The following is a 23,017-nucleotide window of genomic DNA, read 5'->3' on the forward strand; positions in this document are numbered from 1 at the left end:
CCAGTGTCTCAGGGCGCCGCAGCGCCCCGCCGCCGTACCCGCCGGACGCCCCGGGCGGGTCCCGGCGGCCCGGGCTTGAACGGGCGGGCCCGGTGGCGCAGGCGTGAACGGTCAGTCGTCCTTGCCGCGGCCGGTGATCGCGTCCCGCAGGCGGTCGACGAAGCCGACGCCGGGGGCCAGCAGCTTGTTCGCGGGCGGCGTGTCGGGGGCCGACGGGTGCGGCCGGGTGGGGGCCGCGCTCTTGGCCCGCCGGACCTGGTCGCCGAGCTCGTCGAGCTTCTCCTCGCCCGCGGTGGCCCGCAGCCGGGGGAAGAGGTTCTGCTCCTCGTCGGCCACGTGGGAGCGGATCTCGGCCGTGAGTGCGCTGACCAGGCGTTCGAACTCGGGCTCACCCGGTTCGGTGCCTTCGAGGTCCTTCATCAGCTGCTCGGCGGTGGCGTGCTCCTTGATCTCCTTGTCGGCGATCGCGTCGCCGTCCGGCAGGTACTCGCGGACCGCCGGGTAGACGTACGCCTCCTCGGCGATGGAGTGCCTGACCAGTTCGATCGTGACCTGCTCCACGAGCGTCTTCCGCCGGGCGTCCGCCAGCGGCAGGCTGTCGATGCGTCCGAACAGCTCCTCGACCTCCCGGTGGTCGGTGGTGAGTTCGTCGATGACGTTGCCGCCGTGTCCCATGTCTGCCTGGTCTCCTTCGTGTCGTCTCACCCGCCGGGCGGGTCGGCGGGAGTACGGGTATCCGCGACCCCCGTCCCCTCAAACACCGGACCGGGACCCGCCCGCCTGCCGCCGCGTCGGCGGGCGGGCGGGGACGGACGGGGGGATAGTCGGCGCCAAACGGGTACCGGGAGGGCTGCCGCCGGCACGAGCAGCCCGGCGGCAGCCCTCCGATCCCCGTCCGGGGCCCCGCGCCGGGGCCCCCGTGTCCGTCAGGTGAGTGATGTCCTTCCCAGCAGTGCGAGGTGCGGCCGGGCGTGCCGCCACGGCCGTCCGGAGTGAGGCGGCGTACGTCGCGGTGGCCTTGGCGAAGGCCGTGCGGCAGTCCGGTCGTGAACGGGTCCTGGTCGTCCAGTCGCTGAAGAGCGCGCTGGCGGCGCTGATCGCGTGGGCGCTGGCCACCTGGTGGCTGCCGGACCCGCTGTCGCTGATGGCGCCCTGGGTCGCGGTGGTCCTGGTGCAGGCCACGGTGTACCAGTCGGTGTCGCAGGGCGTCCGGCAGGCCCTCGCCATCGTGCTGGGCACGGCGCTGGCCACCGGGACGGCCCTGCTCGTGGGGCACACGATGACCGCGCTCGCGCTGGTGCTGCCGGTGACGCTGCTCATCGGCAACTGGCCCCGGTTCGGCGGACAGGGCATCTACGTCGCGACGTCCGCCATCTTCGCCGTGGCGGGCGGCGGGCTGACCCTGGAGGTCAGCGCGGAACGGGTGGCGGCGGCGCTGATCGGCGCGGCCGTGGGCATCACGGTCAACGCGCTGCTGTTCCCGCCCGCCTACCTGCGCAGCACCCGCGAGACGCTGCTCTTCGCGACCCGGGAGGCCGGGAAGATCCTGGACGCCATGGCCGACGGGGTCCGCGACGGCCTGACCGCGGAGGGCGCACGGCGCTGGTTCGACCGGGCGAGCCGGTTGCCGACGCTGGTGGAGGACGTGCGCTCGGCGACCCGCTGGAGCGAGGAGAGCGTGCGCATGAACATCCAGCACCGCCGCAGCCTGCAGGAACCCACCCCCGACTCGTCGTACCGTGACGCGTCGTACCACTCCGCGTCGTACCACTCCGCGTCGTACCACGACACCGTGAACACGCTGTGGCACCTCAGCGACCACATACGGGAGATGAGCCGGACCCTGCTGGAGGTCGCCGACAGCCGGCCCGACGGCGTCCACCCGGTGGCCGCCCACTCCGACGCGTTCGAGAGGTTCCTGCGGGTCGTCTCGGCTGCCGTGACCGCGTACGGCGAGTCCGCGGCCCGCACAGGCCAGAACGCGCAGCAGGAGCTGGAGCACGCCCTGGAGCAGCTGGACGGGGCGTACGACCGGCTCCGGCAGCAGCTCGCCGAGCGGCCCGTGGCGGACTCCACCGAAGCGGAAGTACTCGGTCCGCTACTCGCGGAGGCCCGCCGCCTCTCCCGGCAGCTCGGAGCCTGACGCCGCGGGGGCCACGCGTGCCACGAGTGTCCCGCGCACCGGGGGCCGGGGTGTCCGCGGACGCGGAGGGTCCGAAGTCCGGCGTGCCCGGGGACGCGGTGGGGCGTTTCGCCCGTGCGGAGGGTGTGAAACCTGGCATTCCAGGCACTCGTGGGGCATGGACAACAACACCGACCCGGACCCCCGCCGTACTCCCGGCCTGAAGCCGGGCGGCACGGTGCCGCCCGGTGAGACGCCACCGGGCGAGGACAGCACGTCGGGCGCCGGCCCCAGGGACACCCAGAACCCGACGAAGGGCTGGGCCAAGGGACCGCTGGCCGCCATCGCGGTCGTGACGGGCCTGATGGCGGCGTTCTTCCTCGTCTACGCCGTCTTCCTGTGGACCAGGGCTTGACCTACTTGAACGGCGGCCCGGCGGGTACCCGGCCGGCCCTGGGACCCCGGCAAGGAGGCGAGGCGACATGAAGGCGAACGTGTGGCACGGCAAGCGGGACGTCCGCGTCCAGAACGTGCCCGACCCGAAGATCCTGAAGCCGACCGACGCGGTGATCAAGGTGACGTCGAGCGGCCTGTGCGGTTCCGACCTGCACCTCTACGAGGTGCTCGGGCCGTTCATGACCCCCGGCGACATCCTCGGCCACGAGCCGATGGGCGTCGTCGAGGAGGTGGGCGCCGAGGTCACGGACCTGGCGCCCGGTGACCGGGTGGTGGTGCCGTTCCAGATCTCCTGCGGTTCGTGCTTCATGTGCCTCCAGGGGCTGCAGACCCAGTGCGAGACCACCCAGGTGCGAGACCAGGGCTCGGGGGCCGCGCTGTTCGGCTACACCAAGCTCTACGGCTCGGTACCGGGCGCGCAGGCCGAGTACCTGCGGGTGCCGCAGGCCCAGTACGGGCCGGTCAAGGTCCCGCACGGCCCGTCCGACGACCGGTACCTGTACCTGTCGGACGTGCTGCCGACGGCCTGGCAGGCCGTGGCCTACGCCGACGCGCCGAAGGACAGCACGCTTGTGGTGCTCGGCCTCGGCCCGATCGGCGACATGGCGTGCCGGATCGCGCTCCAGCAGGGCGTGCGGCAGGTGATCGGCGTGGACCTCGTGCCCGAGCGCCTGGAGCGCGCCCGCGCCCGCGGCGTGGACGTGCTGGACCTCAACGAGCTGGACGACCCTGCCGAAGCGGTCCGCGAACGCACCGAGGGCCGCGGCGCGGACGCCGTGATCGACGCGGTCGGCATGGAGGCGCACGGCAGCAAGGCCGGCAAGCTGCTCCAGGACGCCTCCGCGATGCTGCCGGGCCGCATCGCGGAGAAGGTGGCGTCCAAGGCGGGCGTGGACCGGCTGGCGGCACTGAACATGGCCATCGACATGGTCCGCCGCGGCGGCACCGTCTCGCTGAGCGGCGTGTACGGCGGCATGGCCGACCCGCTGCCGATGCTGGTCCTGTTCGACAAGCAGATCCAGCTGCGCATGGGCCAGGCCAACGTCAGGCGGTGGATCCCCGACATCCTGCCGCTGCTGACCGACCAGGACCCGCTGGGCGTGGAGGACTTCGCCACCCACCACGTGCCGCTGACCGAGGCGCCGGACGCCTACAAGCTGTTCCAGGAGAAGAAGGACGGCATGGTCAAGGTCGTCTTCCAGCCCTGACGCCCCGCCTGCGCCGCGTATCCGCGCGGGATGTGACGGCCCGGAACCGAGTCGGACCCGGTGCCGGGCCGTCAGGTCCTGCGGGTGACGGGCACCCTCCAGGGCCCCTTCAGGGCAGCGGCGTGCCGCCGGTGGCGTTGACGATCTCCGCGGTGATGTAACTGGCCTCCTGCGAGGCCAGGAAGACGTACGCGGGTGCCATCTCGGCGGGCTGCGCGGCCCGGCCGAGCGGGCTCTGCTTGCCGAACTCGGAGGTGTCGGGCATCGTCGCCGGGATCAGCGGCGTCCACACCGGGCCGGGGGCCACGGCGTTGACCCGGATGCCGCGCTCGGCGAGGTTGCCGGCCAGTCCCTGCGTGAACGAGATGATGGCGGCCTTCGTCATCGCGTAGTCGAGCAGGTGCGTGGACGGCTTGTAGCCCTGCACGGACGTGGTGTTGAGAACGCTGCCGCCCTCCGGGATGTGCGGCAGGGCCATCTTCGTCAGCCAGAACATGCCGTACAGGTTGGTGCGCATCACCCGGTCGAACTGCTCGGTGGTGATGTCCTCCAGCCCCTTGGGCTGGGCCATCTGGTAGGCCGCGTTGTTGACGAGCACGTCGATCCGGCCGAACTCGTGCACGGCCCGGTCGACGAGGCGGCGGCACTCGTCCTCCCGCTGGATGTCGCACGGCAGCGGCACCGCGCGGCGGCCGGCGTCCTCGACCAGGGACACCGTCCGGCGGGCCTCTTCCTCCTCCTCCGGCAGGTACGCCAGCACCACGTCGGCGCCCTCCCGCGCGAAGGCGAGCGCGACCGCGCGGCCGATGCCCGAGTCGCCGCCGGTGATCAGGGCCTTTCGGTCCTCCAGTCGGCCGCTTCCCCGGTAGGTGTCCTCACCGTGGTCCGGTTGCGGATCCATGTTCTCGGTGTACCCGGGGTGCTCGTCCTCCTGCTGCGGGAACGGGGGCTGCGCATGCTGCTCGGCGGGGTTCTGCTGGTCCTCGGTCGTGGGCACTGTTCCTCCAGGCTTGTCCTGCTATGCCGAGACGTCTGGGTACCCGTGCCGTGCCCCGCGAAACGAGCCCGCCCGCCGACGGCGAGCGGCGCGAAAGCCTCCGTGCGCCACGTCACTTGGCCCGGCGTCCGCCCACCCGTCCGGTGCGGCCTGGCGCTCAGTCGTTCGGGGCGACCTGGTGCCAGGCGGCGGGCAGGGCCTCGGCGACGTCCGCCGCGGTGGGCGGCGCGGCGGCCAGCCGGCCGGCCAGGCCGTGCAGGTAGGCGCCCGCCGACGCGGCGTCCACGGCGTCCAGGCCGGCCGCCAGCAGCGACCCGACGAGCCCGGACAGCACGTCGCCGCTGCCCGCGGTGGCCAGCCACGGGCTGCCCGTCGGGTTGACCCGGGCGGTGCCGCCGTCCGGGCCCACCACCACCGTGGTCGCGCCCTTCAGCAGCACGGCGGCGCCGAAACGTTCCGCGAGCCGCCGCGCGGAGTCCAGCCGTGCCGCCTCGACCGACTCCCGGGACGTGCCGAGCAGCGCCGCCGCCTCCCCGGCGTGCGGGGTGAGCACCGTCGGGCAGGGCCGCCGCCGGACCTCGTCCGGGTCGAGCAGCCGCAGGCCGTCCGCATCGACCAGGACCGGCACCCGGTCCTCCAGGACCTCGCGGACGGCGCGTTCCGCCTCGTCACCGGAGGCCAGCCCGGACCCCACCACCCACGCCTGCACCCGGCCGGCCGACCGGGGCGACCCCTTCGACACCAGCACCTCCGGGTGCCGGGCCAGCACCTCCTCGGACGCGTGCCCGGCGTACCGGACCGCGCCCGCGCCTCCGCGCAGCGCCCCCGACACGGCCAGCACGGCCGCACCGGGGTACGTCGCGGAGCCGGCGGCGACGCCGACCACACCGCGCCGGTACTTGTCGCTCTCACCGTCGGGCTTGGGCAGCAGGCGGGCCAGGTCGGCGTGCTGGAGCGCTGCGGCGTCCGGCACGGCGGGCAGCAGCGGTCCCAGGCCGATGTCCACCAGCCGCAGCGCACCGGCACGCGACCGGCCCGGGTCGATCAGCAGGCCCGGCTTGTAGGCGCCGAAGGTGACGGTGGCCGCCGCCCGGACGGCCTCACCCGCCACCTCGCCGGTGTCCGCGTCCACGCCGCTGGGCAGGTCCACCGCCAGCACCGGGCCGCGCACCCGCTCCAGCAGTGCGACGGCGGCCTCCCGCAACCCGCCCCGGCCTCCGATGCCGGTGATGCCGTCCACGACGAGGTCGGCCCGGCCCAGTACCTCGTGTGCGTCCGGCCCGGTCGCCGTGCGGCCCCCGGCGGTGCGCAGCGCGGCCAGCCCGCCCTGGTGGACCCGCGCGGGGTCCACGGGGACGGCGACCACGCCGGCGCCGCGCCGGGCCAGCCGCGCCCCGGCGTACAGGGCGTCACCGCCGTTGTCGCCGCTGCCGACCAGCAGCGCGACCCGGCTGCCGTACACCCGTCCCAGCAGTCCCGCCGCCGCCACGGCCAGCCCCGCCGCGGCGCGCTGCATCAGCGCGCCCTCGGGCAGCGTCGCCATCAACTCCCGTTCGGCGGCCCGAACCGCCTCCACCCGGTATGCAGTCCTCATACCGGCCAGTGTCGCAACCACCGGGCCGGGCCGCGGCCCGACGTGCGGGCTGCGGGTAGCGAGCTGCGGGCCGCCCGTCGGGCCGCCCGGCGCGGTCAGCCTTCGGCGATGACCACGGCGGACGCCACCCCGGCGTCGTGGGACAGCGAGACGTGCCACTCGCGCACGCCCAGTTCCTCGGCGCGGGCCGCGACCGTGCCGTGCACCACCAGCGACGGCCGGCCGGAGTCGGCCGTGCGCACCTCCGCGTCCGTCCAGTGCAGCCCGCCGGGCGCACCGAGCGCCTTCGCCAGTGCCTCCTTGGCGGCGAACCGGGCGGCGAGCGAGGCGACGCCGCGGCGCTCCCCGCTGGGCAGGTACAGCTCGCCGTCGAGGAACAGCCGGGCGGCCAGCCCGGGGGTGCGCTCCATGGACTGCGCGAACCGGTCGATCTCCGCCACGTCGATGCCCACGCCGATGATCACCGCCGCTCCCCCGCCCCGGTCCGGCCGGAGCGGACGCGGGCGGCCCGGTGGCCTCCAGCGGTGTGCCGGGTGCCGCTCACTCCACCGTCACCGACTTGGCCAGGTTGCGGGGCTGGTCCACCTCGTTGCCGCGGGCCGTGGCCAGCTCGCAGGCGAACACCTGGAGCGGCACCGTCGCCACCAGCGGCTGGAGCAGCGTCGGCGTCGCGGGCACGCGGACCAGGTGGTCGGCGTAGGGCACCACGCTCTCGTCGCCCTCCTCGGCGATCACGATGGTCAACGCGCCGCGCGCCCGGATCTCCTGGATGTTGGAGACGATCTTGTCGTGCAGCACCGAGCGTCCGCGCGGGGAGGGCACCACGACGACCACCGGCAGGCCCGGCTCGATGAGGGCGATCGGCCCGTGCTTCAGCTCCCCGGCGGCGAAGCCCTCGGCGTGCATGTAGGCCAGTTCCTTCAGCTTCAGCGCGCCTTCCAGGGCGACGGGGAAGCCGACGTGCCGGCCCAGGAAGAGCACGGTGTTGTTGTCCGCCAGCGACCTGGCCAGCTCCCTGACCGGCTCCATCGTGGCGAGCACGGCCTCCACGTCGTCCCCGATCCGGGCCAGCTCCCTGATCACGGAGTCGATCTCGTCGCCCCACTTGGTGCCGCGCACCTGACCCAGGTAGAGCGCCACCAGGTAGCAGGCCACCAGCTGCGTCAGGAACGCCTTCGTCGAGGCGACGGCGACCTCGGGCCCGGCCCTGGTGTAGAGCACGGCGTCGGACTCACGCGGGATCGTCGACCCGTTGGTGTTGCACACGGCCAGCACCCGGGCGCCCTGCTCACGGGCGTGCCGGACCGCCATCAGGGTGTCCATGGTCTCGCCGGACTGGGAGATGGCGACGACCAGCGTGCGGGCGTCGAGGATCGGGTCGCGGTAGCGGAACTCGCTGGCCAGCTCGGTCTCGCAGGGGATGCGCGTCCAGTGCTCGATGGCGTACTTGGCGATCATCCCGGCGTGGTAGGCCGTGCCGCAGGCGACTATCACCACCTTGTCCACCTCGCGCAGCACCGAAGCGGGGAAGCGCAGCTCGTCCAGTCGCAGCACCCCCGCGTCGTCGATCCGGCCCAGCAGCGTGTCCGCGACCGCCTTGGGCTGCTCGGCGATCTCCTTGAGCATGAAGTAGTCGTAGCCGCCCTTCTCGGCGGCCGACACGTCCCAGTCGACGTGGTACTCGCGGACCTCGGCGGGCGCGCCGTCGAAGCCGGTGACGGTGACGCCGCCCCGGCTCAGCTCGACCACCTGGTCCTGGCCCAGCTCGACGGCCTCCCGGGTGTGCTCGATGAACGCCGCGACGTCGGAGGCGAGGAACCACTCGCCGTCGCCGACACCCACCACCAGCGGCGAGTTGCGCCGCGCGCCGACCACCGTGTCCGGCTCGTCGGCGTGCACCGCGACCAGGGTGAACGCGCCCTCCAGCCGCCGGCACACCTGCCGCATCGACTCGGCCAGGTCACCGCAGGAGGAGAAGGACTCGGCCAGCAGGTGCGCCACGACCTCCGTGTCGGTCTGCGACTCCAACCGGTGCCCGCGCTCCTCCAGTTCGGCACGCAGCGCGGCGAAGTTCTCGATGATGCCGTTGTGGACGACCGCGACCCGGCCCGCGTTGTCCAGGTGCGGGTGCGCGTTGGCGTCGGTCGGTCCGCCGTGCGTGGCCCAGCGGGTGTGCCCGATGCCGGTGCCGCCGCTCGGCAGCGGCTGCTCGACGAGCAGCTTGCTCAGGTTGGCGAGCTTGCCCGCCTTCCGCGCGGCGGCCAACCCGCCGTCGGCGAGCACCGCCACTCCCGCCGAGTCGTAGCCCCGGTACTCCAGCCGCCGCAGCCCGGCGATGACCACTTCGAGGGCGGACTGCCCTCCCACGTATCCGACGATGCCGCACATGCGGGCAGCCTACGACGCCCGGGGCGGCGGGTCGGCCGCCGCAGGGCGGTTCGGCGGTTCGCGCGGTCAGCGCGTGGCCGCCGCACGGCCGGGGGCGAGGGGACGGGTGCGGGGACGGGTGTGATGGCGGGTGTGGCCCAGCACCCGGTCGGCGGCCAGGCGCCGCAGCAGCCGCAGGCCCGTGCGGGCGCTGGGGTGCGGCAGGTGTGAGCGGCGGCGTGCGCCGGCCCCGCGGGGAGACGGGACCGGCGGCACCACCCCGGCGGCGGCCTCGTGCAGCAGGGCCAGGTATTCGGCTTCCTCACAGCGGGGCTTGCTGCCCATCCGGTACAGGTCGAGCGTGTCGTCCGGATCGTCGGCGATGTCCTCGTCGGGCAGGTGCTCGATGAGATCGTCGAGGTGGGAAGGCATAAGGCCCCCTCATGCCGGCCCGGCAGGACGGCGTCGTCGGTGCAGGGAACGTAACGCCGACCGCCGGGTAGGTACAGGGTTTTGTCATATTCGGCCGGAGGCGTTCGGAGCCGCGCCGAGGGGGCACGGGACCGTCCCCGCTCCCGTCGCGCGCGGCGCACGCCCGTCCGGTACGCCGGGCGTGCAGCGCACACCCGCCCGGCACGCCGTGCGCCGCTCGGGTGCCCCGGGCACGCCCGGCCGGCCCGGCACGCGGACAATGGGACCGTGCCCCGCATCCCCGCAGCGACCCCCTCCTCGCCGAAGCCGCCGACCGCAGCGCGGCGGCGCGGCGACGCCACGCCCACGCCGTACGTGGACCTCAGCCGCGCCGAGTGGAGCGCGCTGCGCGAGCGCACGCCGCTGCCGCTGACCGCGGACGAGGTGGAACGCCTGCGCGGACTGGGGGACGTCGTCGACCTGGACGAGGTGCGGGACATCTACCTGCCGCTGTCCAGGCTGCTGAACCTCTACGTCGGCGCGACCCACGGCCTGCGCGGCGCGGTCAACACCTTCCTCGGCACCGGCGCGCAGACCGGCACGCCGTTCGTCATAGGTGTCGCGGGCAGCGTCGCCGTGGGCAAGTCCACGACGGCCCGGCTGTTGCAGGCGCTGCTGGCGCGCTGGCCGGAGCACCCGCGGGTGGAGCTCGTCACCACCGACGGGTTCCTCTTCCCCAACGCCGAGCTGCACCGGCGCGGGCTGATGTCCCGCAAGGGCTTCCCCGAGTCCTACGACCGCCGGGCGCTGACCCGGTTCGTGGCGGACGTCAAGGCGGGCAAGGGCAACGTCAGCGCGCCCGTCTACTCGCACCTGATCTACGACATCGTGCCGGGCGAGCGGCTCACCGTGCGGCAGCCGGACATCCTCATCGTGGAGGGCCTGAACGTGCTCCAGCCGGCCCTGCCCGGCAAGGACGGGCGGACCCGGGTGGGCGTCGCCGACTACTTCGACTTCTCCGTCTACGTGGACGCCCGCACCGAGGACATCGAGCGCTGGTACCTGGACCGCTTCCGCAAGCTGCGGGAGACGGCCTTCCAGAACCCGTTCTCCTACTTCCGCAAGTACACCCAGGTCTCCGAGGAGGAGGCCATGGAGTACGCCCGCACCACCTGGCGGAACATCAACCGGGCGAACCTGGAGCAGAACATCGCCCCGACCAGGAGCCGGGCCGGCCTCGTGCTGCGCAAGGGCCCCGACCACACCGTGCAGCGCCTGTCCCTCCGCAAGCTCTGAACGCCCGCACGGCCACCGGGCCGTGCGGCGCCCCCGCCCGGACGGGACGGCACGAACGTCCGAGCCGTTCGGTAACGTGTTCGCCCGGGGAGGGCCCCAACGGTGCTGACGGACGGCGCCGCGGCCGTGAAGACGTCCCGCGACCACGGGCGTCGGCAGGGCCCTTGGCCCATCTCCCCGCAGCACGGACCACGCGACGGACGGGGGAACACCGATGACGACCACTCATGCCCTCTCCGAGGCGGGCGGCAGCCCACCTCCGGAGAGCGACACGGTCATCCACGTACGGGATCTGCGGATGCGCTACCGCAGCCATGATGTGCTGAAAGGTGTCGAGTTCACGGCACGGCGAGGCGAGGTCCTCGTGCTGCTCGGCCCGAACGGCGCGGGCAAGACGACCACGATCGAGATCCTGGAAGGCTTCCGGATGCGCTCGGCCGGTGACGTGACGGTGCTCGGCACCGACCCGGCCCGCGGCGGCGAGGAGTGGCGTGCGCGCCTGGGCATCGTGCTGCAGTCCTGGCGCGACCACGGCAAGTGGCGGGTGCGGGAGCTGCTGGCCCATCTGGGTTCGTACTACGCGCCGTACTCCACCGCCCTCGTCCGGCGGCCGTGGGACGTCGACGAGCTGCTCCACTCGGTGGGGCTGACCGAGCAGGCGGACAAGCGGGTCGGGAGCCTGTCCGGCGGGCAGCGCAGGCGTTTCGACGTCGCCGTCGGCATCGTGGGCAGGCCCGAGTTGCTGTTCCTGGACGAGCCGACGGCGGGCCTGGACCCGGAGGCCCGGAAGGAGTTCCACGGGCTGGTGCGCGGGCTCGCCGACGAGAACACCACCGTGCTGCTGACCACGCACGACCTCGCCGAGGCGGAGAAGCTCGCCGACCGAATCCTCATCCTGGCGGGCGGCCGGATCGTGGCCGACGGAACGGCCGGGGAGTTGTCCCGGCTGGCGTCATCCGAGGCCACCGTGCGCTGGACGCGGGACGGACGGCCCTTCGAGGAGGCGACCGCCGAACCCACCCGGTTCGTGCGGCGGCTGTTCGAGGAGCACGGCGAGGCGATCGACGATCTGGAGGTGCGCCGGGCGAGCCTGGAGGACACCTACCTGACGATGGTGCGGGCGCTGGAGGCGGAGAGCGACTCCGGCGAGCAGGCGGCACACACTTTCAAGGAGGTACCGCGATGAGTCCGGTGTGGTATGCGGCGGGTGTGGGAGTTCGGCGCGGCTGGACGGAACTCCGGCAGACCTTCACCACCGGCCAGGACCTGTTCGGTTACGCGATCTGGACGGTCCTGCTCATCGTGCCGCTGTTCCTGCTCAGGGACGACGTGCTGGACAGCGGCGTGTCGGTCGGCGCGTTCATGCTGCCGAGCCTGGTGGGGATGACACTCGCGTTCACCGGGCTGATGACCACGGCGCAACTGCTCGCGACCGAGCGCGAGGACGGAACCCTGCTGCGGGCCAAGGCCGTGCCCCACGGCATGGTCGGCCATCTGGTCGGCAAGATCATCATGGTGTCGGGTACGGCCCTCGCCTCCATGGCGCTGCTCTTCGCCGTCGGCGTGCTCCTGGTGGACGGGGTCGCCCGCCAGGGCGGCAGTGCACTGCTGACGCTCGTGTGGGTGGTGCCGCTGGGGCTCCTGGCGACCCTGCCCATGGGGGCCGTCATCGGCTCACTCGTCGACAGCCCGCGCACCGTCGGCCTGCTGATGCTTCCGGTGATGGGGCTCGTCGCGATCTCCGGGATCTACTTCCCCCTGTCGAACCTGCCCGAGTGGCTGCAGACCGTGGGGCAGGTCTTCCCCGTGTACTGGCTCGGCCTCGGGCTCCGGTCCGCGTTGCTGCCGGCCGAGGCGGTCACCGCCGAGATCGGCGAGTCCTGGCGGCTCCTGGAGACCGCGGGTGTGCTGGGCGCCTGGACGGTCGCCGGGCTGCTCCTGGCACCCTCCGTCCTGCGCCGGATGGCCCGCCGCGAGTCCGGGGCCGCGGTGGCGGAACGACGCCGCAAGGCGATGCAGCGGGTCGGTTAGCGGGCCAGCGGCGCCAACGTCAGGGGGTCGCCCGCCGGGTTTCCGGCAGGCGACCCCCTGACACACGCTCAGCTCCCGGCGCGCCACGTCCGCGCCCACGAGGGGACGGGCTGCGGGCGGGCTCAGCCCAGGGTGGTCTTGACGACGTCGGCGAGGCGGCCGGCGACCGCGCGGGCCTGCTCGATGTCGGCGGCCTCGACCATGACCCGCACCAGCGGCTCGGTGCCGGACGGGCGCAGCAGCACCCGGCCGGTCTCGCCCAGCTCACGCTCGGCGTCGCCGACGGCGGCGGCCAGCTCGGCGGAGGTCTTCACCCGGGAGCGGTCCACGTCCGGCACGTTGATCAGCACCTGCGGCAGCCGCTCCATCACGGCGACCAGCTCGGCAAGCGGCTTGCGGGTCGCGGCGACCCTGGCCGCCAGCATCAGGCCGGTCAGCGTGCCGTCGCCGGTCGTGGCGTGGTCCAGGGCGATGACGTGCCCGGACTGCTCGCCGCCGAGCGAGTAGCCGCCGCGCTTCAGCTCCTCCAGCACGTAGCGGTCGCCGACGGCGGTCTGCAGCAGCTCGATGCCCTCGCGCTCCATGGCGAGTTTGAAGCCCAGGTTCGACATGACCGTGGCGACCACGGTGTTCTTCCGCAGCGCCCCGGACTCCTTCATCGCGAGCGCCAGCACCGCGAGGATCTGGTCGCCGTCCACCTCGGCGCCGTCGCCGTCCACCGCGAGGCAGCGGTCGGCGTCGCCGTCGTGGGCGACGCCCAGGTCCGCGCCGTGCTCCAGCACCGCGGCACGCAGGCCGTCCAGGTGGGTGGAGCCGCACTGGTGGTTGATGTTGAGGCCGTTCGGCTCGGCACCGATGGTGACGATCTCCGCGCCGGCGCGGGCGAACGCCTCCGGCGACACGCGGGCGGCGGCGCCGTGCGCGCCGTCGATGACGACCTTCAGGCCGTCGAGCCGGTTCGGCAGCACCCCGGTCAGGTGGGCCACGTAGTTGTCGAAGCCCTCGGCGTAGTCGGTGACGCGGCCCACGCCGGAACCGGTGGGACGGTCCCAGCCGTCACCGGAGCTGTGCCCCAGGTACAGGGCCTCGATGCGGTCCTCCAGCGCGTCGGCCAGCTTGTGGCCGCCGCGGGCGAAGAACTTGATGCCGTTGTCGGGCATCGGGTTGTGGCTGGCGGACAGCATCACGCCCACGTCCGCACCGAGCGACCCGGTGAGGTAGGCGACCGCCGGGGTCGGCAGCACACCCACCCGCAGCACGTCGACGCCCGCGCTGGCCAGCCCGGCGACCACGGCGGCCTCCAGGAACTCCCCCGACGCACGCGGATCGCGGCCCACCACCGCCACCGGGCGGTGGCCCTCGAAGGTGCCCGCCTCGGCGAGCACATGCGCCGCCGCGACCGAGAGCCCGAGCGCCAGCTCGGCGGTGAGGTCGGCGTTGGCGACGCCCCGCACCCCGTCCGTTCCGAAGAGTCGTCCCACGTGATTCCTCCGAGATGTGCAAACCGTGACCGCCGGGGCTGATCCGGACGGCTCTTCCAGGTATACGCCCCGCGTGCGGCGGTGTGCAGTCGCGGGGCCGTCGGCACGCCGGTGCGGCGGCTGGCCCCGCCGACGGGGCCGAGGGCCGGGTCCGTCGTGCGCGGTCCGTCGTGCGCGGTGGCGGAACGGGAACGCCCCGGCGGCACGGGAAGTGCCGCCGGGGCGTTCGCGCTGCGACAGGGCAGCGAAGCGCGAATCAGCGCTTGCTGTACTGGGTGCCCTTACGGGCCTTCTTCAGACCGGCCTTCTTCCGCTCCACGGCACGCGCGTCACGGGTCAGGAATCCGGCCTTCTTCAGCGGGGCGCGGTTGTTGTCCACGTCCGCCTCGTTCAGCGCACGGGCCACGCCCAGGCGCAGCGCACCGGCCTGGCCGGAGATGCCGCCGCCGCTGATGCGGGCGATGACGTCGTAGCGGCCGTCGATCTCGAGCACCTTGAAGGGCTCGTTGACTTCCTGCTGGTGCACCTTGTTGGGGAAGTAGCCCTCAAGGGTGCGACCGTTGATCCGCCACTGGCCGCTGCCCGGCACGATGCGAACGCGCGCGATGGCGTTCTTGCGTCGGCCGGTGCCGCCTGCGGGCTGCGGGTCGCCGAACCGGGAGGAAAGCGACTCGGTGGTGAACTCGTCGGTCTCGGGGGTCTCGGTGGTGTACTCCTCGACCTCGTCGACGACGGGGGTCTCGGCAGTGGTCTCGGCCACGGTAATCCTCTGCTTCTCTTCAGTCTGTACGGTGGCCGGACTTACTGCGCGACCTGGGTGATCTCGAACGGGACCGGCTGCTGGGCACCGTGCGGGTGCTCGGAACCTGCGTAGATCTTCAGCTTCGAGAGCATCTGACGGCCCAGGGTGTTCTTGGGGATCATGCCCTTGATGGCCTTCTCGACGGCCTTCTCGGGGTTCTTCGCCAGCAGCTCGTCGTAGCGCACCGAGCGCAGACCGCCCGGGTAGCCCGAGTGGCGGTAGGCGAGCTTCTGGGTCGCCTTGTTGCCGGAGAGGTGCACCTTGTCGGCGTTGACGATGATGACGAAGTCACCCATGTCGACGTGCGGGGCGTATACGGGCTTGTGCTTGCCCCGCAGGAGGGTGGCGGCCTGAGAGGCCAGCCGGCCCAGGACGACATCCTGGGCGTCGATGACGTGCCACTGGCGCTGGACGTCGCCGGGCTTGGGGCTGTACGTACGCACGGTCGTAGCCTTCGCTTCTTCAGTGAGTGGGTCCTGACAAGGCCACCAGGCAGATCACAACAGCCGTGACCGCACATCGGGACGCAACCGAGTGCAGATCGCTGGTCATCGACCGGTAGGCCGGTGTAAGGGCCCCTCACGTGAGAATGAGCAAGCCAATACACATAACGAACCGGCAGAATACCGCTCCCCACCCGTACGGGTCAAAACCGCCGCCCGATCCCCGTTCGGCCCAGCCCGCACGACACGACCACCCGGCCCGCACTCCCTCAGGAGACCCGTCCCACGATGACCGACATGATCGAGATGGCAGCCTTCGCAGTGTCCGCACTGTTCATGGTGTTCTTCCTGGTCAGCGTACGCGCGGACCGCCGGCGGTTCCGCAACGCCGTCCTGCTGGGCCTCAGCCTCACCTGTCTGCTGCTGGGCCTGCTGCTGCAGATCCCGCAGCTCCCGCCGGTGACGGCCGACATCGTGATCATGCTGGTCGTCCTGGTCCCGGCGCTGGGCCTGCTGGCCCTGGGCGTGTTCCTCGTCGCCAACGGCCTGACCATGGTCAGGAAGGAGGGGCGCAGCCTCGGCAACCTACTGTCCCTGCTCACCGGCCTGGCCGTCTTCGCCGTGATCGCCCTGCTGCTGGCCGCGCGCAGCGGCGGCTCCGCCGCACTCGACGGCCTGATGACGACAACCGTGCTGCTGAGCGCCTACGTGTCGTTCCTCTTCGCCTGCTTCCTCGGTTACGCCTACCTCTACGGGCGCCTCGCGGTACGCGGCGACGTGGACTACGTCGTCGTGCTCGGCGCCGGCCTGCTCGGCGGCGACCGCGTGCCGCCGCTGCTGGCCGGCCGGCTGCACCGCGCCCGGCAGATCTACCTGGCGCAGACCGGACGCGGCAGCCGCCCGCCGCTGCTGCTCACCTCCGGCGGACAGGGCCCCGACGAGAAGGTGCCCGAGGCGCGGGCCATGGCGGACTGGTTGCTGGCGCGCGGCGTGCCCGAGGAGCACCTGCGGCTGGAGCGGCGGTCGCGGACCACGCAGGAGAACATGCAGTTCAGCCGGGCCCTGATGGTGGAGGAGAAGCCGGACTACCGGTGTGTGGTCGTCACCAACAACTTCCACGCCTTCCGGGCGGCCATGACGGCCCGCCGGGCCGGAGTCAACGGCCAGGTCCTCGGCTCCCCCACGGCCCGCTACTTCTGGCCGAGCGCCACCATCCGCGAGTTCGTCGCCGTCTTCTGGGAGCACCGGGCCGTCAACCTGGTGGTGTGCGCGGTTCTGCTGGGCCCGGGCCTGCTGGTGACACTGGACGGCTGAGCGGGCGGTGCATGCGCGCGGGGTCAGCGGGCGGCCGGCCGAGTGGGCCCGCCGAGTGGCCGCCCGGCCCGGCGGGCTCACTTCCGGGGGAAGCCGGAGGTGTCGAGCGTGACCGTCCGGCCGTCGGCGAGCGGCATCTCCACCGGTTCACCGAACGGCACTTCCTCCCGCCTGCCGTAACCGGACGGGCGCGGCTCGTCGAGCAGGGTGCACAGCGCGCGGAACGGGTCGACGATCACGTAGGAGGCGACACCGAACCGGCCGTACTTGGCGACCTTGGTGATGTAGTCGTTGGGGTCGTCCGGTATCGAGACGAACTCGACCACCGCCAGCACGTCCGTACAGACGTAGCGGTTGCCGTGCCGCACCGCGTCCGGAACCAGTACGGCAACGTCCGGAGCGAGCGAGGTCTCACCGGGGAAGTCCACGAACACGTCGGAGGCCGTGCGCAACGACCTTCCGTGCTTGTCCCGGATCTGGGTGCGGATCTCGAAGACGGTCTCGTCCTGGTCCGGCCCCTGGAGGGTCATGATCACCCTTCCGTCCACCACCTCGACGACGTACCCCTCGGTGCTCAGCGGGCCGGAGGGGTTCCGCCGCAGGTCGTCGAGCAGTGTCATCCGCCTGTTCCTCCCACACCGGTCGCCGTCGCCTTACCGTCCACCGCAGCCCATGGTCTCACGTGACCCGACTCACACACCGGCCCAGCCGTAGCCGCAGCCGGGGCCCGCCCGCCCGCCGACCGGTCAGCGGGCGCGGACGACGCGGCCCTCGTCCCAGACCGGCTCGGGCGTCTCGCGGACGCGGCCGTCGGCGCCGAACAGCAGGTAGCGGTCGAAGCCGCGGGCGAACCAGCGGTCGTGCGTGACGGCGAGCACCGTGCCCTCGTAGGCCTCCAGGCCCGTCTGGAGTGCTTCGGCGCTCTCCAGGTCCAGGTTGTCGGTCGGCTCGTCCAGCAGCAGCGCCGTCGTCCCGGCCAGCTCCAGCAGCAGGATCTGCAGGCGGGCCTGCTGGCCGCCGGACAGCCGGTCGAAGGGCTGCTCGGCCTGGCGGTCCAGCTCGTAGCGGCGCAGCGCCGCCATCGCCTGGCCGCGGTCCTTGGCGTGCTCGGTCCACAGGATGTCCAGCAGGGTCCGCCCCGCCAGCTCCGGGTGGGCGTGGGTCTGCGCGAAGTGGCCGGGCACCACCCGCGCGCCCAGCTTCCACGTCCCCGTGTGGCCGACGTCCTCCCCGGCGAGCAGCCGCAGGAAGTGCGACTTGCCAGAGCCGTTGGAGCCCAGCACCGCGACCCGCTGGCCGTAGAAGACCTCCAGCGAGAACGGCTTCATCAGGCCCGTCAGCTCCAGGTCCGCACACGTCACCGCGCGCACGCCGGTCCGGCCGCCGCGCAGCCGCATGCTGATCTCCTGCTCGCGCGGCGGCTCCTGCGGAGGCCCGGCCTCCTCGAACTTGCGCAGCCGGGTCTGCGCCGCCTGGTAGCGGGACGCCAGCCCGTCGTTGAACGCCGCCTTGTTCTTGAGGGTGTTCACCAGCTGCTTCAGCTGGGCGTGCTTCTCGTCCCAGCGGCGGCGCAGCTCCTCGAAGCGGGCGAACCGCTCCCGCCGCGCGTCGTGGTACGTCGCGAAGCCGCCGCCGTGCACCCACACGTCGGACCCTGCCGGGCCGGGCTCGACGCTGATGATCTTCTCGGCCGAGCGGGCCAGCAGCTCCCGGTCGTGCGAGATGAACAGCACGGTCTTCTTCGTCTCGCGCAGCCGCTCCTCAAGCCAGCGCTTCCCGGGCACGTCGAGGTAGTTGTCCGGCTCGTCGAGCAGCAGCACCTCGTCCGAGCCGCGCAGCAGCGACTCCAGGACCAGCCGCTTCTGCTCGCCGCCGGAGAGCGTGCGCACCAACCGCCACTGGGCCTTCTCGTACGGGACGCCGAGCGCGGCCATGGTGCACATGTCCCAGCGCGTCTCGGCCTCGTAGCCCTGCGCCTCCGCCCAGTCGGACAACGCCTGCGCGTACCCCATCTGCGCGGCCTCGTCGTCGCGCTCCATCAGCGCCAGCTCGGCCGCGTCCACGGCGTGGGCGGCGGCCCGGATGCGCTGCGGCGCGACGGAGACCAGCAGGTCGCGCACGCTGCGCTCGTCCCGCACCGACCCGACGAACTGCGGCATCACGCCCAGCCCGCCGCTGACGGTGACCGAGCCGCCGTCGGCGGTCAGCTCACCGGCGATCAGCCGCAGCAGCGTCGTCTTGCCGGCGCCGTTCGCACCGACCAGCGCCACCGAGGCGCCCTCGCCGACCCGGAACGACACGTCGTCCAGCAGCACCCGCCCGTCCGGCAGTACGAACTCCAGATGCGCGGCTTCGACGTGTCCCATGGGACCCGATTGTGACGGTGGCGGAGCCCGGTTACCAACCGGGTTTCCGCGGGGGCGGCGCCTACTGGCTCTCGCCGTCGTCGGCCTGGGCTTCGGCGTTGATCACGAATGTCCCCTTGTGCGGCAGGGTCGCGACCAGCCCACGGCGGCGCAGCTCCCGCAGAGCGCGCCGGGCGGTACCGATGCTCACACCGTGGATCTGCGTCATCGCACGTTCCCCGGGCAGTGCGGCACCGATCGGAAGCTTGCCCGACGCGATGTCCGCAGCGATGAGGTCCGCGAGCTTCTCGTATTCGTAGCGCGGCAACTCGGTCATACGTCCAGCCTGCCGCGCCCTGGGGCGTCCTACATCACTAGGACGCGGCCGGACGCGTCGAGCAGCGATGGAACTCAGTGGGGTGCACAGGGACGCAGTAGTCGCTAGAGTGATCGCTGCAACAACCAGAAGACCCCCGCGACAGCGCCAACTGTCCGGGGGCGTGGCCAACAGCTGACTCAGGAGCTGCTGACGTGATTCACCCTAGCCTTCGGGCTCTTGCTGCCCTGCTACGACAGGCGTTCCCGCCCCCGGGACGCCACCGCAGGGTCGCCGCCGCACCGGACCTGCCCGGTGACGCCACCCCCGTCCCCGTCTCCCGCCCCACCCGGGCGTCGTTGAGGCCGCTGCCCCGCCCCCGGTCGCCCTACGCCCGCGACACCGGGCCGCTCGTCACGGGTCTGCCGCCGGGCCGCCCGTTCGCCCCCGCCCAGTGGTGGCACGACGAGGACGGCTCAGGGCACACCGACGAGGGCCACGCGCAGCGACGGCGGCGCCGGGAGCTGTGGCTGGCGACGATCGGCATCGACGCCGGACCGTCCCGGATCCACGGCGTGCTCGTCGGTGGCGCCCAGTGAGCGAGGCACGGTGCGGCTCGCGCCCGCCGCTGCCGGACTGGTGCTGCGTCCGGCCGTCCGGTCACGTCGGCAACTGCCGCGACGGCCGTGGCCGCCGATGGGTGTGCCGCGACCGCGCCCTCGCCGACGCCTGGGCCGGCACCGCGAACGCCCGAGGCCTCACCGCCCCGGACCTCACCGCCTTGGCGCCGCAACGTCCTGTGCCGGGGCACCTCCACCCGCCGCCCGGCTACGCCTCGTACGCCTGCCGCATCGGCACCCACCACGGTTGCGCGGAGGACCTGCCCAGGGAGGCGGCCACTCCGGGCGTCGTCTACGAGAGCTGCGGCTGCGGCTGTCACTCCCGCCGGGCGGGCCTCGGGCCGGACACCAGCCGGGACCCGACTGCCGCTGAGCACAGCTGATGAGGTGACCCGTCCGCCGACGGTGGCACGCACCCCCGCGCGTGCCACCGAGGCGGGTGAGACGGGTGCCGCAGGGGCGGGAGACGCCCCGAAGCCTGGGTACCCGCCGGCCCATGCTCTTCAACTCCGCAGGTGACCTGGTCCGCGTACTCGCCATGGCGGCGCTGGCCTACCTCATCCTCATCGCCGTGGTCCGGGTGTCCGGCAAGCGGACGCTGGCGAAGATGAACGCCTTCGACATGGTGGTCACGGTCGCGCTGGGATCGACCCTGGCCACCATCCTGCTCAACCGGCAGGTCGCTCTCCTCGAAGGGGTGCTCGCGCTCGGGGCGCTGGTCGCCCTGCAGTTCGTCACCGCCACGGCGTCGGTGCGCCTCCGCAGCGTGCGGCGCCTGGTGAAGGCCGAGCCGACGCTGCTCCTGAGCGACGGCCGCATGCTGGACGAGGCGCTGCGGAGCCAGCGGGTCACGCCGGACGAGGTGCGCCAGGCGATCCGCGCCCAGGGAACGGGCGCGGTGGAGGACGTGCGGGCCGTGGTGCTGGAGACCGACGGCAGCTTCAGCGTGGTCCCTCGTTCGCAGTACGGGTCGGGCTCCGCCCTGGACAACGTCGCGAAGGAGCAGAGCCCGGGACGCTGACCCGAGCCGAGAGAGCGTCAACGCGCGTGCCGCCCGGCCCTGTACGTCCGTATCCCGCGTCCGCCGCAGGGACGCACCCGAGCCGGGCCACTAAGATGCGCGCCATGAGCTTTGGCCAAGGGGGGCCCGCCTGGGGCCAGGGCCCCTCCGGGGGACCGCAGACGCCGGACTGGAACGCGCTCGCCGAGCAGGCCGAGGCGGCCAAGGCCCGGAAGCGGCGACTGCTGCTGATCGGCGGCGGCGCGCTGGCGACGGTGGCAGTGGCCGCCGTGGTCGCGGTGACGGTGGTCAGCAAGAACGGCACGCCGTCGGACCGGCCGTCCGCCGCCCTGCCCTCACCGGAGCAACTGCCGCCCAGTCCGGCGCAGCCGAAGCCGTCGTTCAACACCGAGGCCCCGCCGCCGCCCAACCCGATGGAGTTCATCTCCGACCCGGAGAAGGACACCGCGCCGATCAGCGTCGCCACCCTCTTCCCCGGCAAGTCGATGGAGAGCGGGGAGAGCGCCTACACGAAGACGGCGAGCAGGTCCGCCAAGGACTGCGCGAGTGTGGCCACCGCCGCGCTCGGTCCCGTCCTGACCGCGAACGGCTGCCAGGAGGTGCACCGGGCGACCTACGTACGGGACGGCATCGCGGTCACCGTCGGCATCGCCGTCTTCGAGTCCGAGGCGGCGGCGAAGAAGGCCAAGGACAACGCGCAACCCAACATCGCGCCGCTGCCCGGCGGCGGCACCCCTGAGTTCTGCCGCTTCGCCGCCTGCCGCACCAGCGCCAACTCCGTCGGCAGGTACGGCTACTTCACCGTCTCCGGCTACCTGGACGGCACCAACGTGACGACCGAGGAGACGAAGGCGCGCGCCGCCGGACTCGACGTCGCCCGCTACGCGTTCGGCCAGATCCGGCAGCGCGGCGAGGAGCAGGCGACCGCCGCGGCGACCAGCGCCCCCGACTGAACGCCGGGGCCGGGCCCGCCCGTCGGGACCCCTACCGGCGAGCACCGCTCGAACACCGCCCGCTACCATCAGCGACGCAGCTCGGCCGTCGGGACCGGGCACGGCACCGAAGGCCCGGCGATCCGCCCGGCCCGGTCGCGACGCGGAACCACACAGGGGCAGGGGGGCCATGTCCGAGCAACCAGGCATGGACGGAAGCAGCGGCGGACACCGCTCCACGTGGTTCAAGCCCGGGGTCGTTCCGCTTCATCCGCTGTTCGCGGGTGACATCCTCGGCGGCAGCCTCCAGACGCTGAAGCAGTACCGCGGCCCGCTCTACGGCCTGGTCTACGGCGTCGCGGGAGTCGCCGCGCTGATCGTCGGTGTCGCGGTGGTGGTCGCCCACTCGACTACGGGCGGCCTGCTCTGGGACCTGCTCAACGGCTGGGAGTACGCCACCGCCGGCATCACCGCCACCGAACGCGGCATGCTCGTCGGTGCCCTGGTCATGCTGGTGGCCGTGCTCACGGTGGTGACCGTCGTCGCGGCCACCCTGATCCAGGGCGCGTCGGTGGTCGTCACCTCCTACGCCGTCCTGGGACGTGCCGTAACCGCGCCCGAGGTGTGGCGGAAGACGCGCGCCCGGTTCTGGGCGCTGCTGGGCACCGGCCTGATCACCGGCACGGCCGTCTCCGTCCCCGTGGTCCTCGGGTTCCAGGTCCTCACCAGCCCGATCTTCCTCGGCGACCCGGACGGCCGCAGCGCCCTCACCCAACTCCTGGCCGTGCTGGTGCTGTTCGCCTGCCTCGGCGTCGGGGCCTACCTCTACGTCCGCCTGCACCTGGCCGCTCCGGCCTGCGTCCTGGAGGACCAGTCGCCCACCGTGGCGCTGCGGCGCTCGTGGCGGCTGCTGCACCGGTCCTGGTGGCAGGCGTTCGGCATCACCGCGCTGGTACGGATGCTCGTCATGATCGCCGACCAGATCGCGCAGTTCGTGGTGATGATGGTCGCCATGGTCGTCATCGTCCCGGCCCTGACGAACTTCGAGTCGGACCTGGGTCTGCTGGTGGCCGGCATGATCGCCGTCGGGCTGCCCCTGCTGGCCGCCTCCCTGGTCACCACGCCCTACGCCTACGCGGCGGCGACCCTGCTCTACACCGACCGCCGCATCCGCACCGAGCGCTTCGACCTGCAGCTGATCGCCCTGACCCGGCCTCAGCCGCCGACGCCCCAGTCCTAGGCGCCACCCGCACCAGCCGTA

24 protein-coding genes are annotated in these 23,017 nt (G+C 72.8%); 12 read left to right on the plus strand and 12 right to left on the minus strand.

All coding sequences use genetic code 11. The annotated features are described in order from the left end of the window. Positions 1-111: 111 nt before the first annotated feature. A complete protein-coding gene (locus QNO07_RS05300) occupies positions 112-675 on the minus strand; it encodes a hemerythrin domain-containing protein (RefSeq protein WP_283990340.1) in 564 nt (187 codons plus the stop codon). A 262-nt stretch (positions 676-937) separates the two neighbouring features. On the opposite strand from QNO07_RS05300, the gene QNO07_RS05305 reads away from it, so the two are divergent. The 3 genes from QNO07_RS05305 (at position 938) to QNO07_RS05315 (ending at position 3,786) form a co-directional block, all read left to right on the plus strand. Further along, complete coding sequence (locus tag QNO07_RS05305) at positions 938-2,143, plus strand: FUSC family protein (protein WP_283990342.1); 1,206 nt, start codon at positions 938-940, stop codon at positions 2,141-2,143. 157 nt (positions 2,144-2,300) lie between these two features. Beyond that, positions 2,301-2,537, plus strand: coding sequence for a DUF6480 family protein (locus QNO07_RS05310; RefSeq protein WP_283990343.1), 237 nt, complete (start codon positions 2,301-2,303; stop codon positions 2,535-2,537). A 67-nt stretch (positions 2,538-2,604) separates the two neighbouring features. Next, on the plus strand, positions 2,605-3,786 hold the full coding sequence (locus QNO07_RS05315; RefSeq protein ID WP_283990344.1) for a zinc-dependent alcohol dehydrogenase: 1,182 nt from the start codon (positions 2,605-2,607) through the stop codon (positions 3,784-3,786). Between the two features lie 109 nt (positions 3,787-3,895). On the opposite strand, the gene QNO07_RS05320 is transcribed toward QNO07_RS05315, so the two are convergent. The 5 genes from QNO07_RS05320 to QNO07_RS05340 all read right to left on the minus strand — a co-directional run bounded on the left by QNO07_RS05320 (position 3,896) and on the right by QNO07_RS05340 (position 9,176). Continuing rightward, entirely contained in the window at positions 3,896-4,783 is an 888-nt protein-coding gene (locus QNO07_RS05320; protein WP_283990345.1) for an SDR family oxidoreductase, read from the minus strand. 157 nt (positions 4,784-4,940) lie between these two features. Beyond that, positions 4,941-6,377, minus strand: a complete 1,437-nt coding sequence (locus QNO07_RS05325; RefSeq protein ID WP_283990346.1) for an NAD(P)H-hydrate dehydratase — start codon at positions 6,375-6,377, stop codon at positions 4,941-4,943. A gap of 95 nt (positions 6,378-6,472) precedes the next feature. After that, positions 6,473-6,841 (minus strand): holo-ACP synthase, encoded by a 369-nt coding sequence (locus tag QNO07_RS05330; protein WP_283990347.1) that lies wholly within the window; start codon positions 6,839-6,841, stop codon positions 6,473-6,475. Between the two features lie 76 nt (positions 6,842-6,917). After that, complete coding sequence (gene glmS / locus QNO07_RS05335) at positions 6,918-8,765, minus strand: glutamine--fructose-6-phosphate transaminase (isomerizing) (protein WP_283990348.1); 1,848 nt, start codon at positions 8,763-8,765, stop codon at positions 6,918-6,920. A gap of 66 nt (positions 8,766-8,831) precedes the next feature. Further along, positions 8,832-9,176: a hypothetical protein gene (locus tag QNO07_RS05340; RefSeq protein ID WP_283990349.1), complete on the minus strand. Its 345-nt coding sequence runs from the start codon at positions 9,174-9,176 to the stop codon at positions 8,832-8,834. A 354-nt stretch (positions 9,177-9,530) separates the two neighbouring features. Here QNO07_RS05340 and coaA point away from each other — a divergent pair, with 354 nt between their 5' ends. The 3 genes from coaA (at position 9,531) to QNO07_RS05355 (ending at position 12,482) form a co-directional block, all read left to right on the plus strand. Further along, positions 9,531-10,451, plus strand: coding sequence for a type I pantothenate kinase (gene coaA, locus QNO07_RS05345; RefSeq protein ID WP_283990525.1), 921 nt, complete (start codon positions 9,531-9,533; stop codon positions 10,449-10,451). Positions 10,452-10,665: 214 nt separating this feature from the next. Then, positions 10,666-11,637, plus strand: a complete 972-nt coding sequence (locus tag QNO07_RS05350; protein WP_283990350.1) for an ABC transporter ATP-binding protein — start codon at positions 10,666-10,668, stop codon at positions 11,635-11,637. Beyond that, complete coding sequence (locus tag QNO07_RS05355) at positions 11,634-12,482, plus strand: ABC transporter permease (RefSeq protein WP_283990351.1); 849 nt, start codon at positions 11,634-11,636, stop codon at positions 12,480-12,482. Before QNO07_RS05350 ends, QNO07_RS05355 begins: the two co-directional genes overlap by 4 nt. Positions 12,483-12,604: 122 nt before the next feature. Here the strand turns inward: QNO07_RS05355 and glmM are convergent, their stop codons facing one another. The 3 genes from glmM to rplM form a co-directional block, all read right to left on the minus strand. Beyond that, a complete protein-coding gene (gene glmM / locus QNO07_RS05360) occupies positions 12,605-13,963 on the minus strand; it encodes a phosphoglucosamine mutase (RefSeq protein ID WP_283990352.1) in 1,359 nt (452 codons plus the stop codon). A 256-nt stretch (positions 13,964-14,219) separates the two neighbouring features. Continuing rightward, positions 14,220-14,723 (minus strand): 30S ribosomal protein S9, encoded by a 504-nt coding sequence (gene rpsI, locus QNO07_RS05365; RefSeq protein ID WP_283990353.1) that lies wholly within the window; start codon positions 14,721-14,723, stop codon positions 14,220-14,222. A gap of 41 nt (positions 14,724-14,764) precedes the next feature. Next, positions 14,765-15,208 (minus strand): 50S ribosomal protein L13, encoded by a 444-nt coding sequence (rplM, locus tag QNO07_RS05370; protein WP_283990354.1) that lies wholly within the window; start codon positions 15,206-15,208, stop codon positions 14,765-14,767. Between the two features lie 306 nt (positions 15,209-15,514). Between rplM and QNO07_RS05375 the strand changes: the two genes are divergently transcribed. Next, the gene (locus tag QNO07_RS05375) at positions 15,515-16,522 is read left to right on the plus strand and encodes a YdcF family protein (RefSeq protein WP_283990526.1); all 1,008 of its coding nucleotides are present in this window, start codon (positions 15,515-15,517) and stop codon (positions 16,520-16,522) included. A 77-nt stretch (positions 16,523-16,599) separates the two neighbouring features. On the opposite strand, the gene QNO07_RS05380 is transcribed toward QNO07_RS05375, so the two are convergent. From QNO07_RS05380 to QNO07_RS05390, 3 genes are all read right to left on the minus strand, one after another. Next, complete coding sequence (locus tag QNO07_RS05380; protein ID WP_283990355.1) at positions 16,600-17,142, minus strand: Uma2 family endonuclease; 543 nt, start codon at positions 17,140-17,142, stop codon at positions 16,600-16,602. 126 nt (positions 17,143-17,268) lie between these two features. Then, complete coding sequence (locus QNO07_RS05385; protein ID WP_283990358.1) at positions 17,269-18,888, minus strand: ABC-F family ATP-binding cassette domain-containing protein; 1,620 nt, start codon at positions 18,886-18,888, stop codon at positions 17,269-17,271. A gap of 61 nt (positions 18,889-18,949) precedes the next feature. Continuing rightward, positions 18,950-19,204, minus strand: coding sequence for a GntR family transcriptional regulator (locus QNO07_RS05390; protein WP_283990360.1), 255 nt, complete (start codon positions 19,202-19,204; stop codon positions 18,950-18,952). A 194-nt stretch (positions 19,205-19,398) separates the two neighbouring features. Between QNO07_RS05390 and QNO07_RS05395 the strand changes: the two genes are divergently transcribed. The 5 genes from QNO07_RS05395 (at position 19,399) to QNO07_RS05415 (ending at position 22,996) form a co-directional block, all read left to right on the plus strand. Beyond that, positions 19,399-19,782 (plus strand): hypothetical protein, encoded by a 384-nt coding sequence (locus QNO07_RS05395; RefSeq protein ID WP_283990361.1) that lies wholly within the window; start codon positions 19,399-19,401, stop codon positions 19,780-19,782. Continuing rightward, positions 19,779-20,186: a hypothetical protein gene (locus QNO07_RS05400; RefSeq protein ID WP_283990362.1), complete on the plus strand. Its 408-nt coding sequence runs from the start codon at positions 19,779-19,781 to the stop codon at positions 20,184-20,186. Before QNO07_RS05395 ends, QNO07_RS05400 begins: the two co-directional genes overlap by 4 nt. Positions 20,187-20,299: 113 nt before the next feature. Then, positions 20,300-20,824, plus strand: a complete 525-nt coding sequence (locus QNO07_RS05405) for a DUF421 domain-containing protein (protein WP_283990364.1) — start codon at positions 20,300-20,302, stop codon at positions 20,822-20,824. A gap of 104 nt (positions 20,825-20,928) precedes the next feature. Beyond that, the gene (locus QNO07_RS05410; RefSeq protein WP_283990366.1) at positions 20,929-21,777 is read left to right on the plus strand and encodes a hypothetical protein; all 849 of its coding nucleotides are present in this window, start codon (positions 20,929-20,931) and stop codon (positions 21,775-21,777) included. A gap of 169 nt (positions 21,778-21,946) precedes the next feature. After that, on the plus strand, positions 21,947-22,996 hold the full coding sequence (locus QNO07_RS05415; RefSeq protein WP_283990367.1) for a glycerophosphoryl diester phosphodiesterase membrane domain-containing protein: 1,050 nt from the start codon (positions 21,947-21,949) through the stop codon (positions 22,994-22,996). Positions 22,997-23,017 lie beyond the last annotated feature (21 nt).

The sequence above is a fragment of the Streptomyces sp. 549 genome (assembly GCF_030124175.1).
Taxonomy (GTDB): domain Bacteria; phylum Actinomycetota; class Actinomycetes; order Streptomycetales; family Streptomycetaceae; genus Streptomyces.